Origin of the sequence: Bradyrhizobium sp. (genome assembly GCF_030654605.1) — a bacterium.
Taxonomy (GTDB): Bacteria; Pseudomonadota; Alphaproteobacteria; order Rhizobiales; family Xanthobacteraceae; genus Bradyrhizobium.
In genome coordinates, this window is record NZ_JAURXB010000156.1 from 1 (window position 1) to 14,603 (window position 14,603).

Below are 14,603 nucleotides of genomic sequence, written 5' to 3' on the forward strand. Positions count from 1 at the left end.
CCGCCGCCGACGTGATCGGCGATGACGCGAACCTTGTCATGCCCGAGCTTGTAACGTTTGGCGATCAGCTCCATGACGTGAAACACCGACTGCGTCGAGGCGTGCACGGTCAGCCGGTCGCCGTCGAAACGCGCGACGGTGGCGTGCGGCTCCAGGCTGGTATGCGATTGCGTGCCGGTGCGGAAAGTCTCCTCGACCAGCCACGGATTTTGCTGCTCACGCGCGCCCGCGATCCAGCCCTTCGCCTTCTTCGCCTTCTGCGAAAACGCCGCGGACGGTCCGCGGACATTGCCGTTCCAGGCGGCCGGCGCGGGCGTGCCTTCCGAGACGTTGCCCGCCTTCTTGCGGCTGGATTTTTCGAACACCACGGGCGAATCCGGTTTGCGCGCGGCATCCAGTCCGATCACCGACGGCAGGCGTTCGCTGGTCAGCTTGATGGTAGCGATGGCCGCCAGCGCGGTCTTGCGGTCCTTTGCGGCAACGGCGGCGATGGGATCGCCGACATAACGCACCATGCGGTCGTCGCCGAGCAGCGAGACTGCGGCGCTGACGCCGGGCAGCGCGAGCGCCGGAGCAAGGTCGAGTTCGGTGATGCGCGCGTGCGGAAACGGCGAACGGAGGATGACGCCTTCCTGCTGTCCGTCATGGCGGATATCGACGGTGTATTTGGCTGATCCCGTCACCTTCTGCCGCGCCTCGACGCGCGGCGGGTTCGGATCGACGCCATCGAAATGCCCGGCGCAGGCCGCAGCCACGGCATTGAAGATGCCGTCATAGGCGCCGCAGCGGCACAGATGTCCCGACAAGGCCGCACCGATTTCTTCGCGCGACGGAATCGCCGTTCCCTTGTCCCTGCGCCAGGAATCGCAAAACGCCGCGGCCTCGACCACGAAACCTGGCGTGCAGAATCCGCATTGCAGCGCGTCGTGGGCCATGAAGGCCTTCTGCACCGGATGCAGTTGTGTCGCGCCGATGCCTTCCACCGTCGTCACCGCGGTATTGGCGGCGGCGCGCGCCGGCATCAGGCAGCTCACGCCCGGCGCACCATCCACCAGCACGGTGCAGGCGCCGCACACGCCGGCCCCGCACACCAGCTTGGTGCCGGTCAGATCGAGATCGTCCCTTATGACATCGACGAGAAGCGCATCGGGATCGTCGGGCAGGGGGGCGAGGCGACCGTTGATCGTCATCGTGCTCATTTGCGACCTCCAGAATTGTTTGCGGGTGGGCTATTTCGGGACGGGCTTCTTGGGGACAGTCTTCCTGGTGGCGGACTTGGCCGATGACGGCTTCGCCAAGGGCGTGACGGCGCCGGCGACCAGCATCCGCGCCATGGTGGTGAGCGCGTCGACGAAGGCGTCGGCCGGCTGCATCCCCGGATGCGCCGACTTGACGCCGTTGATCGCCATCTCCAGGCATTGCGCCAGTCTTTGCGGCGTCATGCCTTCGGCGAGCGCGAGGCGCTGCTTGCGGCAGATCCGCTCGATCGTGGCAGCACCTTGGGCGGCGTAGAGCTCGGCATATTTCAGGTAGAGGTCGCGGGCCTGCAGCAGATGTTCGGAGAACAGCTCCTCGATATGGGGCGAGCCCTCGAACGAGGCGATGAACTGCCGCAGCCGCGCGGTTACCCCGGCGACCAGAATATCGGCCAAACCGCCGCCGGCTTTCTCCGCGGCGTTCGCCGCCGCGACCTCGGCGGCCATGGCATCCTCATGCACCCGTACGATGACGGCGCGGAACAGCGCTTCCTTGGATTCGAAATGGTGGTAGAGCGCCTGCCGCGTCAGGCCGGCGGCCTCGGCCGCCTGCTCGATCGACGAGCGCCGGAAGCCGTGCCGGCGGAACACGGTCATGGCGGCATCGAGAATGCGGTCGCGCGGCTTCATTTGTCGATTTTGACAAAATATGAAGAAGTGTCAAATAACGAAACCGTGTGGTGCGCCGCCGCCGCCTCCCCGGCCGCGCCGCATGGTCCGTTCATTAATGGCGGACATCGATGCGGTGGTGGTCCCGAGGATTCTCGCGCGCCGGTTCCGGTAAACCAATTCTTAAGCATGATCTCTTTCCGCCATGCGGAACTGGCTCGAACAACCATTTCAACACTTCAAGGCCCATACGCTTTTCACCAATGGGCGCCTCTCCGTCGGGCTTGAGGCCTCGATGGGCAAGAGGGCATCAGGGTTGGATGATGAACGCACGCGATTACCCCTTGGTCGAAACTCCGGATGTCCTGCTCGCCGCGCTCGAGCGGGCGAACGATGCCGTGGTGATCATCGATGGCGATCTTCAGGTCAGCTATTTCAACGCGGCGGCCGAACTGATCTGGGGGCTGGATCGCGCCGAAGTGGTCGGCGGCCATGTGAGCCGCCTGGGGCTCAAGGAGCTGCATGATCTTGCGACGCCGGCCTCGGGTCCCGCGATCAGCGACCACGCCATCCCGGCCGAGACCAGGATCGCGCGCAAGGACGGCAGCCGGCTTCGTGCCGCGCTGTCGCTGTCGCGGGTCGAGGTCGGCGGCCGGGAACGCACCATCGCTTTCGTCCGGGACATCACCGCGGAGGTCGAACGACGGGAGAGGGCGGCGCTGCTCCATGCCGTCGCCGACAGGACCAACCGCGCGGTGGTCGTCACCGATCCCGAACTGCGGATCATCTATATCAACGCCGCGTTTACGGCCCTGTTCGGGTACTCGCTCGAGGAAGCGCAGGGGCGGCGGGTAAACGAGCTGATGGTGGGCCGCCATACCGACCGCAGGACGCTGGCAAAGCTGCGACACTGGATCGGCGAGGAAAACGGCGGCGAGGAGGAAATCCTCGTCTATGACAGGAATGGCGACGAAGTCTGGATCTCGGCCAACGTCAAGGCGTTCCGCGACGGGCGCGGGCGGGTCAGGCAAATGATCGCTCTTCTGAGCGATATCAGCGAGACCAAGCAGCTGCGGTCGCTGCAGCAGTTGATCATGAGCGCGCTGGCCGATGAACTCGACATTACCGATATCGCCGACCGGCTTTGCCGCCGCGTCGAGGAAATCGCGCCCGATGTCGTGTCCTCGCTGCTCCACATCGACGCCGATGGCCTGATTCATCCGCTGGGAGGCCCCAGCCTGCCCGAAGACTATTCCCGGGCGCTGGAGGGCGTCGCGATCGGCCCGGATATCGGCTCGTGCGGATCCTCGGCGTTCTGCGGCGAGTCGGTGCTGGCGAGGGATCTCGACACCGACCCGCGCTGGCAGCCGTTCAAGAAGCGTCCGCTCGAGGCCGGCTTGCGCGCCTGCTGGTCCACGCCCATCAAGGGCAAGGACGGCCGCGTGATCGGAACCTTCGCCTTCTATTTCAGGGAGTGCCGCCCGCCCAGCCGCTGGCATCAGCGCATCGTCGACGCGTGCGTGCATCTCGGCGCGCTGGCGATCGAGCGCAAGGAAGCACGGGCCCAGATCGCGCGGCCTGCCTATTACGATACGCTGACCGGCCTGCCGAACCGCGCGCGCCTGCGCGACTTGATTTCGGAAGCGATCGTGGCCTGCCCCGCCGGCCAACACGTTGCGCTGGCTTTCCTCGATGTCGATAATTTCAAGGACGTCAACGATACGCTCGGACACTCGGCCGGCGATGAATTGCTGGTCGAGTTTGCCCGGCGCCTGCGCGCGCAGATTCAGCCGGGCGACATGCTGGGGCGCCTGGGCGGCGACGAATTCGTGGTCGTGTTGCCGAACCGTGACGCGGCTGAAGCCTCGACGGTCGCGTCGCGCATCACCGAAGCTTTGCTGCTGCCGTTTCGGATCGGCACCCGGCAGGTGTCGATGTCCGCCAGCATGGGCATCAGCATCTATCCCGACAACGCGACCGATATCGATACGCTGATCCAGCAGGCCGACGCGGCCATGTACAAGGCCAAGCGGGCTGGCCGTTCCACCTACCGCTTCTTCAGCGCCGACATGGACCGGCTCGCCGAGCAGCGGCTGGCGCACAGCGCGGCGCTGCGCGGCGCGATCGCAAGCGATACCCTGAAACTGCACTATCAGCCGCAGATCCGGACCAATGACGGCGCCATCCATGGCGTGGAGGCGCTGGCGCGCTGGCACGATCCGGTGCTCGGCGAGGTCTCGCCCGCAAAATTCATCCCGCTGGCCGAAGAGTGCGGATTGATCGAACAGATCGGCCTGTGGGCGATGCGCGAGGCCTGCCGGCAAATGGCGGAGTGGCGCGAGGCCGGGCTAGATATTCCCTGCGTGTCGGTCAACCTGTCGCCGATCAGTTTCGAGAACCCGAACCTGGCATCGGTGGTGGCCGGAATCCTCGCCGAGCATGGTCTGCCGCCGGAAGCGCTCGTGCTCGAGATTACCGAGAGCTTGTTCCTGAACGAGCGCTCGGTCGCGATCGAGACGATGAATACCCTGCGCGAACTCGGAGTCGGGCTGTCGCTGGACGATTTCGGCACCGGCTATTCGAGCCTCAGCCGGCTGGCGCATTTGCCGATTCGCGAGCTGAAGATCGACCGCAGCTTCATGCAGGATGTCGAGCGCGACCCCAGCGCGCGGGCGATCGTTACCGCCGTGGTTCGCGTCGGCCAGAGCCTGCAGCTCACCGTCGTCGCCGAAGGCGTCGAAACCGAGGGGCAGCGAAACTGGCTGGCGGAACTCGGATGCGACGTGATTCAGGGATTCCTCTACGCCCCGGCGCTGTCGCCGCCCGCGTTCGGGCGCTGGCTGCTCGAGCACAGCGCCAGGCGCGCGAGTGCGATGCTGCGGATCGTCGGCAGATCCCTGAACCATTCGCCGGCCCAACCGCCGTCCGGGTCTTCACCGCGCATTTCCTCCACCAAGGGGCTTTAGCGTCCTCGATGGTGTCCCGTGGCCGGCAGCCCGGCCCTGGAGCAAGCGGAAATACGCGGTGCGCTGACGCAGGCGACGCGCAAAGTGGCGGTTGATCCGGGACCACAATGTGTTGCGGATCAGCACGCAACGGGCACGCAGGCCCACGAGCAACAGCGGCGATCCGGTGCGTAATGTGTCGGCATGGCAATGAATGAAATGAATGATCATGGCATCAACATCAATGATGGGCCGGCTCTCCCCAGCCGGCCTCGGGGTTGGGATTAAACGCGCGCTTCGAGAACCATGTTGAACGGGGTCGCCACGGCCCTTCTCACCCGGCCGAAACCGCCCTGGCGGATCACCTCGCTCAGCCTTTTCTCGCCGGCCTGTGCGCCAAGCGCGGCGCCGACTTCCTGGTTGAGCGAGGTCGGCACGCAGATGTTGGCGGACGACGCATAAAAGGCCCGCCCGACCGGATTGAGGTTGTCCTCCAGCCGGTCGCCCGCCATCGGCTCCACCAGCATCAGCGTGCCGTCGGCGTTCAGGCTGTCGCGGATATGAGCGACGGCTCCGACCGGGTCGCCCATGTCGTGAAGCGCGTCGAAGACGGTCACGAGATCATAGCCGGAGCCCTGGAAATCCTGCGCCCGCGCGGTTTCGAAGCGCACATTGCGCAAGCTGCCGGCATGCTTCATGGCATGCGTGACGGACGCTTCGTGAAAGTCGATGCCGACGAATTCCGAGTTCGGAAACGCCTCCGCCATCAGCAGAGTGGATACGCCGTGACCGCAGCCGACATCCGCCACCTTCGCGCCGCGTTCGAGCTTGGCGACCACGCCGTCGAGCGCCGGCAGCCAGTCCGCCACCAGATGGTTCTTGTAGCCGGGGCGGAAGAAGCGCTCGACGCCGCAGAACAGGCAGTTGCAATACTCGCCCCAGCCGACGCCCTTGCCGCTCCTGAAGGCTTCGGCGAGCCTCGGCTCGTCGCAATAGATCGCGCTCAGGGAATAGAAGCCGCCGGCCATGTGCACGGGGCTGTCTTCGATCGCGAACACGGCGGCCTGCTCGGGGCTCATCGAGAAGGTGCCGGTCGCGGCATTATAGCTGACGAAGCCCGAGGCTGCCTGCGACGCCAGCCATTCGCGCACATAGCGCTCGTGCGTGCCGGTCTTTTCGGCAAGCGCTGTTGATGTCATGTCGCCGGCCGCCAGCGCGCGAAACAGCCCCAGTTTGTCACCGATGATCACGAGCGCGGCGTTGGATGCCGCGCCGAGTTCGTTCACGACGGTGCCGAGCAATTGCTCGAGCTTTTGATTATCGATCATCATAATTCTCAACCTTTTCCAAATGGCTTGTTGCGGTCATCGCCCGCGGCCGTGGGATAAGGCTGGGTATTGCAAGTCGTGAGAGCCAGAATGGCCGCTTTCGAGCCATTTGAGCCAGCTCAGCGCAAACGCCGTCGAAATGCCGCGTGCGCGGCGCGATCCGTCGATCACTTTGGCGTGTCGGGTATGTTATGTCAGGTGATGGGTTAGCGGCGTCCGAACACGCCGCCGACCACGCCGCCCACCACCCCGCCGATCGCGGCAATCGGACCGCCCGGGCCGCGGTGATGGCGGGCACCGCCGCGCCGACGGGCCGGACGATCGTCACTGGCCTTGTCGGTTGCGCTGGCTTGCGCCGTCGAAACGGATTCGCTCAGCAGCGCCTGGTGCTGCGACGCATTGAGAAAGCCGGTTTCGGGATAGCCGCGCGCAGCCTGCCAGCGCGCGATGACGGCGCGGGTCGACTTGTCAAATCGACCGTTGACCCTGGTGTCGAAGCCGAGACCGGTCAGTTGGCGCTGCACGTCGCGGCGCTTGCGCCTGTCGAGGCCGATTTGATTCTCGGTTTGCCGGGTTGCTTCCTCGGTGACATCAGCCGGATCGGCGGATGCCGAAGCGTCGCGCGTGGTCAGGCTCGGGCCGGCCCTGGCGGCGTCCGCAACGGTTACAATTCCCAGGAGCGACAATGCGAAGATCAGGACACGCATGGGCTATTTCCCCTGGTCTTGAAGCTCGGATTCCCTTTGCGAACCGGGTCGGTTCAAGCAGGGCGCCGCAGAGCAAGACTGCCGGCGGCGTCCAGATCCAAAGGTGCGGGTTCGTGCTCGGCAACTTCCATCCGGATCGCTTTGTTCCATCGCGGGCGTCGATTGTTACACCGCATTGCACCACGCGATGGCAGCCCGAACGGGCTCAGGCGGCATAAATGCGCAGCACGCCGTAGACCACGGTGCCGATGACGAGCGCGGCGGCGATCAGCGTCAATGCGGCGGATTGGGTGCGGGTCATGTGCTCGCCTCCCGCGCCATGGTGGGTTGCGGAGCCCGCAGCTTCTGCAGCAGCAGGACGATGGCAAGCAGGACCAGGCCGATGACGTCGGTGACGGCGTTGGGATCGATCAACAGCATGGCGGCCGCAAAGAACAGCGCGCGCTCGAACCACGTGGCGACACGCAGGAAGTAGCCCTCGAGACTGGCGGCCAGCGCGATCACTCCGACGGTGCCGGTCAGCACAGCGCCGATAATCTCTGGCCATGGCCCCTGGAACAGCAGCGCGGGGTTGTAGACAAAGAAGAACGGCACGATGAAGCCGGCGGCGGCGAACTTCATCGCCTGCACCCCCGAGGCCCACAGGCCGGCCCCGCCGATCGACGCGGCGGCATACACCGCCAGTGCCACCGGCGGCGTCACCGCAGACAGGCATGAGAAGTAGAACGCGAACATGTGCGCCGCCATCGGCTCCACTCCGAGCTTCATGATCGCGGGCACCAGCAGCGCCGCCTGCATGATGTAGGCGGGAGTGGTCGGCATCCCCATGCCGAGAATGACGCCGGCGACCATGGTGATGAGCAGCGCGGGCAGCAGCGAGCCGTAGGTGAAGTCGATGAGAAACGCCGTGAAGCGCAGCGCCAGCCCGGTTTGCAGCACGATGCCGATCACGATTCCGGCGGACGCGCACGCCATCGCCACCGGCACGGTTTGCACCGCGCCGTCGCGCAGGCCTTCGAGGCAGGCGCGCCAGCCCAGCCCGGTCGAAGGACGCAGCCACGAGATGCCGACCAGCGCGACCGTTGCGATGATTGCGCCATAGGTCGGCGTGAAACCGTAGAGCAGCAGCACCAGCAGCACGATGACCGGCAGGAACAGGTGGCCTTGGCGCAGCATGATGTGGCCGAGAACGGGCAGTTCCTCGCGCGGCAGGCCCTTCAGCCCGGAGCGCACGGCGTTGAAGTGGATCGCGGCGAACAGCGCCCCGTAGTAGAAGAACGCGGGGATCGCCGCGGCGATCATCACCTGCGTGTAGCTGACGCCCTGGAACTCGGCCATCACGAAGGCCGCCGCCCCCATGATCGGCGGCATGATCTGCCCGCCGGTCGAGGCCACCGCCTCGATGGCGGCTGCCGCCTCGGGCTTGAAGCCGGTCTTCTTCATCATCGGAATGGTCAGCCAGCCGTCGACCATGACGTTGGCGACGGCGGAGCCGGAGATCGTGCCGAACAGGCTCGAGGAGACCACCGCCACCTTGCCGGGGCCGCCGCGCGCGCCGCCGGCGATCGCGTTGGCGAAGTTCATGAAGAACTGACCCGCCCCGGATTTCTCGAGGAACGTGCCGAAAATGATGAAGAGAATGACGTAGGTGGCGGCCACCGTCATCGGCACTCCGAAAATGCCCTCGGTAGTGAAATAGGTCTGGTCGATCGCGATCTCGAGTGTGAGGCCTCTGTGGTAAGTCCAGCCGTACAGCCAGGGGCCTGCGAACGCGTAAAGCAGGAAGACGATCGCCACGATCGGCAGCGCCGCGCCGATCGTGCGTCGCGTCGCCTCCAGCACCAGCAGGGTGGCGGTGATTCCCACCACCATGTCCATTCGGGTCAACGGATCGGCAGTGGGAAAACGGTTCACGATGTAGTCGTAATTCACGAACATGTAGCCGATGCAAGCGAGCGACAGACCCGCCAGAGCGAGATCCTCCCACGGCACGCGGTCAGATGGCGCGTCCTTGCGGCGAGGCCACAACAGGAACGACAGCACCAGGCTGAAGGCGAGCGTGATATAGAGCAGGGCCTGCTGATCGGGAGCGTATACCGTCAGCCGCGCGTAGACGTGATACACGGACATTACGACCGCGATCACGCCGACGACCAGGCCCGCGTAGCCTGTGAGCTTGCGCACGGTGCGTTCCTACTTCTTGAGCAATCCCGCTTCGCGGTAGTATTTCTCCGCGCCGGGGTGAAGCGGCATGCCGAAGTTCGTGGCCATGTCAGCCCCGGTCACGCCCTTCATGACGCTGGTGACGTTGCCGAACTCATCCCGCCCTTCGACGATGGCCTTGGTGATCTTGTAGATCACGTCGGCAGATGTCTTGGAGGATGCGATCAGCACGGTGGGCGACTGGAAGGTCTGCACGGCTTCGGTCACGCCCTGGTCCTTGTAGAGACCGGCCTTGAGGGTGTAGGGCACGAAGCCCGGATTGAGCTTTTGCAGCGCTGCCATCTCCTCGTTGGTGACCCCGAGCACCCGCACCGGCATCGCCGAACCGAGGTCCATGATGAAGGACGCCGGCACCACCGTGAACCAGCCAACCGCCATCGCCTGCCGGTTCTTCACCGCCTCGGCATTGGACGACACCGGCCCGTAGCTCTTGGCGCCGAGATCGTTCAGCGACATGCCGTTGACCTTGAGCAGATACTCCCAGCCGGCCGCCAGGCTGGTGTTGCCGCGCGACGGCAGCGCCACCGGCTGACCCTTCAGATCCTTGACGCTCTTGATGTCGCTGTTGGCGGGAACCGCCAGCTGCCAGACGTTGGGATAGAAGTTGGCGACGAAAAGACCCTTGTCGGTCTGCTTGCCGGCGAACTGACCCTCGCCCTTCTGCGCATCGGACATCACGGTCGTCATCGACCAGCCGAGATCGGCCTTGTCGTTGCGGATCTTCTCCATGTTGACGAGGGCGGCGCCCGGCTCGACCTGAACGTTCAGGTCGGGAAATCGCTTGTTGACGACTTGCGACGCCGCCGCCGCCATCGGCGTCCAACTGCCGCCGGTCGGGCCGGCGCTGAAGATGACGTCGGTCTTTTGCTGGGCATGGGCGGCGCCCGCGACGGCCAGTGTTGCGGCAGCGGCCAGGCGCACTGCGCGTCGCGCAACACGAATATGGGCGGACATGGTCAAACCTCCCCCTTTGGCGTTTCAACTCCCTTTGGCGCGGCTGGTTTTTTGAAGCCGTTTGTTGGGGGCTCGTGTCCGCACATTCTAGGCGGCGACTTCGATACCCGTGGCATGCGGAAATTAGGCATCCGTCCTGCTGCCGGGCAAGCTACCTGCTCGCCGCCGCGACTGTCAACGAAGCATCCGCAACCGCGCTTGCGTGCACTGCAACTCGGTGCCGCTCGCGAGCGGAAGTAAAGATGCTGCCCTCGTCAATCCGGCTTCGTCTGATACGCCGCCAGAAACATCCGCGTCGCGCTGCCGACCACCTGCGCGATGCGGTCGGCGGAGGGCGCCGGTGCGGCCTGGAACACGAAGGGCATGAACAGCGAGGCCTGGCACATCTGCATGAACTGCGTTGCCGCCAGCTGGCAGTCCTCGATTTCGAGATCGCCGGATCGCACATGCGCCTCGAGATAGGCGGCGAGCTTGGCGATGGTGAGCGCCACCACGTTGTTGTAGAAGCGGCGGCCGACCTCGGGCATCCGCTCGGCGATCGCCATCACCGTCCGGATCGCCGATCCGCCGCCCGGCCGGCACAACAGATGGATATAGGCCTGCCCGAAATCCATCAGCGTGGCGTTGACGTCGCGTTCGGGATCGAAATTGAACGCCACCTTGCCCTGCTCGAGCGATTCCTCCTCGACAATGGCTTCGAACAGCCGGCTCTTGTCGGCGAAGTAGACATACAGCGTGCCCTTGGAGACCCCGGCCGAGCGGGCGATCTCGCCCATGCTGGCGCCGTCAAAGCCGAGATTCATGAACACCTTGCGCGCGCCGTCGACGATCTGGCGGCGCTTCGAGGAATCCTCGTCGCCGACGAGCTGGAGCGATGTGGGCTTTGCTGCAACCATTGATTTAGCTTTTCCGGAAAGATTCCCCTGCTGGATACGCCGTCGAAAGAAACCGCATTGTAGGGTCGGGCGATATTAATATGCATTGACCGAACCGTTCGGTCAATGCTAATTTGAAAATCCGGTGAGGCGGAACGGCCGATTTTCGGCTGCGCCCGCGTCGCGACATTGCAGTTGGGGAGGCCGTGATGGCCGCAGCGAGAGACCAGGCCGCACGCATCCTTCGTCCCCAACCGGATGTGGCGGAAGGTTCGCGCGACGTGCCTGCCGTCGAGCAGCCTCGTTCCCATGCTTCGGACGAGCCGGCTGCCCGCCGTTCCGCCGAAGCGCCTGTCGGTCCCGCGATCGACAAGCCGGCCGCTGTTGCGGCCGCCGCCGATCCCGCCGCGCCGAAATCGGGCAAGCGCAAACTGGTTTTGCTGGGCGTGGTGGCGCTGCTCGCGCTCGCCGCGGCCAGCTATGCCGTTCACTACGTTCTGGTCGGACGTTTCTACATCTCCACCGATGACGCCTATGTGCGCGCCAACAACTCGACGCTCGGCGCCCGGGTGTCGGGCCACATCGCTTCCATCCTGCCCGGCGATAATGCCGTGGTCCACACCGGCGACGTGATCTTCCGGATCGACGACGGCGATTATCGCATCGCGGTGGATGCGGCGCGCAGCAAGATCGCGACCCAGCAGGCCACCATCGACCGTATCGGCCGTCAGGTCGCCGCGATGGGAAGCGCGGTCGAGCAGGCGAGGGCGCAGCTCACCTCGGCGGAAGCGTCGCTGAAGCGGGCCGGTCTCGATTTCGAGCGCCAGCAGGCGCTGAGCACCAGGGGATTTGCCTCGCGCGCCACCTTCGAAGTCTCGGAAGCCGGACGCGACCAGGGCCTCGCCTCGGTGAAATCGGCGCAAGCCGCCTTTGATGCCGCGCGCGACAATGTCGAGGTGACCAGGGCGCAGCAGAACGAGGCCCGCGCCCAGCTGGTGGAATTGCAGTCGTCGCTCGCCAAGGCGCAGCGCGACCTCGACTTCACCGCGGTGCGCGCGCCGGTCGACGGCACCTTCTCCAATCGCATGGTCAACACCGGCGACTTCATCCAGGCCGGGCAGCGCCTCGGCAATCTGGTGCCGCTGAACAGCGTCTTCATCGACGCCAATTTCAAGGAGACGCAGCTCAAGCGGATCCGTCCGGGCCAGCCGGTGACGATCAAGGTCGACGCCTACGGCTTCCGCAAGTTCACCGGCAGCGTCGACAGCATCTCGCCCGCCGCGGGCTCGGTGTTCACGCTGCTGCCGCCCGACAACGCCACCGGCAATTTCACCAAGATCGTGCAGCGGCTGCCGGTCCGCATCCGGGTGCCGAAGGACGTCGCCAGACAGAACCTGCTGCGCGCCGGCATGTCGGTCTATGTCACCGTCGATACCAACGAGGGCGCCGCCGACGCCGACAGCGAAGCCGACCTCGACGCGGCGCCGAAATAATCTGCAGCAGCCGGGCGGCGCGCCCGATTTCATGAGCCCGTCCTGACCCGAGCAGATCATGGCTGACGCCACCACCGCCCCGCCTTCGATGATGAGTGAAGCGGCTGCGCCGTCCGACCGCATCGCGCCGCGGCGGCTGTTCGCGTTTCTCATCATGGTGTTCGGCATGTTCATGTCGATCCTCGACATCCAGATCGTCTCGGCCTCGCTCGCCGAGATCCAGGCCGGGCTGTCGGCGAGTTCATCCGAAGTGTCGTGGGTGCAGACCTCGTACCTGATCGCCGAGGTAATCGGGATCCCGCTGTCCGGCTTCCTGTCGCGGGCGTTCGGCACCAGGCTGCTGTTTGCGATTTCCGCCTCCGGCTTCACCATCGCCAGCTTCTTCTGCGGATTTGCCTCGACCATCGAGCAGATGATCGTGTGGCGCGCGATCCAGGGGTTCATGGGCGCCGGCATGATCCCCACCGTGTTCGCCTCGGCCTATACGGTGTTCCCGCGTTCGAAATTCTACATCGTCGGCCCGATCATCGGACTGGTCGCCACCCTGGCGCCGACCATCGGTCCGACGGTCGGCGGCATCATCACCGACTGGATGTCGTGGCACTGGCTGTTCTTCATCAACATCGTGCCCGGCATCGCCATCACCATCGGCGTGCTGGCGCTGGTCGATTTCGATCAGCCGAACTTCAAGCTGCTGGATCGGTTCGACTGGTGGGGCCTGATCTTCATGGCCGGCTTTCTCGGAACGCTGGAATATGTGCTGGAGGAAGGGCCGCATTCGCAATGGCTGCAGGACACCTCGGTCGCGGTCTGCGCCGCGATCTGCGCGGTCTCCGCGATCGCGTTCTTCTGGCGCGTGCTGACGGTCGATGAACCGATCGTCGATATCAGGACCTTCGGCGACCGCAATTTCGGCATCGGCTGCCTGATTTCGTTCTGCGTCGGTATCGGCCTGTACGGCCTGACCTATATGTATCCGCGCTATCTGGCGGAAGTGCGCGGCTACAGTGCGCTGATGATCGGCGAGACCATGTTCGTCTCCGGCGCCGCCATGTTCCTGTCCGCGCCGATCGTGGGCCGGCTGATGGTCAAGGTCGATATGCGGCTGCTGATCGCGGCGGGCCTCGCTTTGTTCGCGCTCGGTTCCTGGCAGATGACATGGATCACCCGCGAATACGACTTCTACGAACTGCTGGTGCCGCAGATACTGCGCGGCGTCGGCATGATGCTCGCGATGGTACCGACCAACACCATCGCGCTGGGGACGCTGGCCCCCGACCGGGTCAAGAATGCCTCGGGCCTGTTCAACCTGACGCGCAATCTCGGCGGTGCGCTCGGGCTTGCGGTCATCAATTCGGTGCTGAACCAGCGCACCGACCTGCATATCGCCCGGCTGCACGAAAGGGTGACCTGGGGCAACGCCACCGCGACCGAGACGCTGAACATGTTCACCCAGCGCATGCAGGGCATGGGCGACGCCTCGCTGATGGCGCTGAAGCAATTGTCCAATATCGTGCACCGCCAGGCGGTGGTGATGGGATTCGGCGACGCCTTCTTCATCCTGACGGTGTTCTATTTCGGCCTCATCGTGTTGCTGGTATTCCTGAAAAGGCCCGCCAGCCTGCTGTCGGAGCCCGGACATTGAGTGCGATCACGCGCTTGTCATGTTGCGCGGCCTGTTCGAACGGCAGGCGACGGAATTCGGTCGTGTCTCGGCGGCGGAATGACGTTCGCAAATTTGCGGGCGGCATCTCGGCAGCATAGACCGCGCATCCGGGAACCGTCGCAGGGCACGAGGACATGACTGAAACCATCAGAAGAGAGCCCGGCGCCTCCCTGCTTCGGTGATCTGGTCCGCACGGTACGATCCGGCCGCGCGGATTTTCAATATCCCCTGCTGACGGTTCTGATCGCGATCCTGCTGCGAGGCGCAATAGCGCATCGGCGAACTCGCATCAGTCCTGAGCCGGCGGAGCATGCAGGGCTACTTCACGCCGAGGCTGCTCCAGACCAGTCCGACGCCGGACAGAAACAGCAGTCCCAGCACCAGATCCCTGAAATTGCGGTCGCTCAGTGCACGATAGGCCCGTGCGCCGAGCCACGCGCCGGTGACCGTTGCCGGGAATGCGATCGCTGCGAGCCAGACCACGTCCAGCCTGACGAGGCCCATGCCGGCCTGCAGGCAGAGCGCGGTGAACAGCACCGTCCAGTTG

At 65.0% G+C, this 14,603-nt stretch carries 10 protein-coding genes and 1 pseudogene; 3 read left to right on the top strand and 8 right to left on the bottom strand.

Annotated elements, in window-relative coordinates:
• Both Q7U29_RS14900 and Q7U29_RS14905 read right to left on the bottom strand, forming a co-directional pair.
• The coding region (locus tag Q7U29_RS14900) for a molybdopterin-dependent oxidoreductase (RefSeq protein WP_304742692.1) at positions 1 to 1,199 on the bottom strand (1,199 nt) is incomplete at its 3' end.
• Positions 1,200 to 1,229: 30 nt separating this feature from the next.
• The gene (locus tag Q7U29_RS14905; protein WP_304742694.1) at positions 1,230 to 1,886 is read right to left on the bottom strand and encodes a TetR/AcrR family transcriptional regulator; all 657 of its coding nucleotides are present in this window, start codon (positions 1,884 to 1,886) and stop codon (positions 1,230 to 1,232) included.
• Positions 1,887 to 2,188: 302 nt separating this feature from the next.
• Here Q7U29_RS14905 and Q7U29_RS14910 point away from each other — a divergent pair, with 302 nt between their 5' ends.
• Entirely contained in the window at positions 2,189 to 4,831 is a 2,643-nt protein-coding gene (locus Q7U29_RS14910) for an EAL domain-containing protein (protein ID WP_304742696.1), read from the top strand.
• A 263-nt stretch (positions 4,832 to 5,094) separates the two neighbouring features.
• Here Q7U29_RS14910 and Q7U29_RS14915 read toward each other — a convergent pair whose 3' ends face one another.
• The 5 genes from Q7U29_RS14915 to Q7U29_RS14935 all read right to left on the bottom strand — a co-directional run bounded on the left by Q7U29_RS14915 (position 5,095) and on the right by Q7U29_RS14935 (position 10,918).
• Positions 5,095 to 6,141 (bottom strand): trans-aconitate 2-methyltransferase, encoded by a 1,047-nt coding sequence (locus tag Q7U29_RS14915; RefSeq protein WP_304742697.1) that lies wholly within the window; start codon positions 6,139 to 6,141, stop codon positions 5,095 to 5,097.
• Positions 6,142 to 6,344: 203 nt separating this feature from the next.
• Positions 6,345 to 6,845 (bottom strand): peptidoglycan-binding domain-containing protein, encoded by a 501-nt coding sequence (locus Q7U29_RS14920; protein ID WP_304742699.1) that lies wholly within the window; start codon positions 6,843 to 6,845, stop codon positions 6,345 to 6,347.
• 297 nt (positions 6,846 to 7,142) lie between these two features.
• Entirely contained in the window at positions 7,143 to 9,029 is a 1,887-nt protein-coding gene (locus tag Q7U29_RS14925; protein WP_304742701.1) for a TRAP transporter permease, read from the bottom strand.
• A 9-nt stretch (positions 9,030 to 9,038) separates the two neighbouring features.
• Positions 9,039 to 10,022 carry a TAXI family TRAP transporter solute-binding subunit gene (locus Q7U29_RS14930; RefSeq protein WP_304742703.1) on the bottom strand — a complete coding sequence of 328 codons (984 nt, stop codon included), beginning with the start codon at positions 10,020 to 10,022 and terminating at the stop codon, positions 9,039 to 9,041.
• Positions 10,023 to 10,276: 254 nt separating this feature from the next.
• The gene (locus Q7U29_RS14935) at positions 10,277 to 10,918 is read right to left on the bottom strand and encodes a TetR/AcrR family transcriptional regulator (RefSeq protein ID WP_304742705.1); all 642 of its coding nucleotides are present in this window, start codon (positions 10,916 to 10,918) and stop codon (positions 10,277 to 10,279) included.
• A 188-nt stretch (positions 10,919 to 11,106) separates the two neighbouring features.
• Between Q7U29_RS14935 and Q7U29_RS14940 the strand changes: the two genes are divergently transcribed.
• Entirely contained in the window at positions 11,107 to 12,390 is a 1,284-nt protein-coding gene (locus tag Q7U29_RS14940) for an HlyD family secretion protein (RefSeq protein WP_304742707.1), read from the top strand.
• Positions 12,391 to 12,448: 58 nt separating this feature from the next.
• Positions 12,449 to 14,035, top strand: a complete 1,587-nt coding sequence (locus Q7U29_RS14945; RefSeq protein WP_304742709.1) for a DHA2 family efflux MFS transporter permease subunit — start codon at positions 12,449 to 12,451, stop codon at positions 14,033 to 14,035.
• A 339-nt stretch (positions 14,036 to 14,374) separates the two neighbouring features.
• On the opposite strand, the pseudogene Q7U29_RS14950 reads toward Q7U29_RS14945, so the two are convergent.
• Positions 14,375 to 14,603, bottom strand: a pseudogene (locus tag Q7U29_RS14950) (sulfite exporter TauE/SafE family protein); the annotation flags it as partial.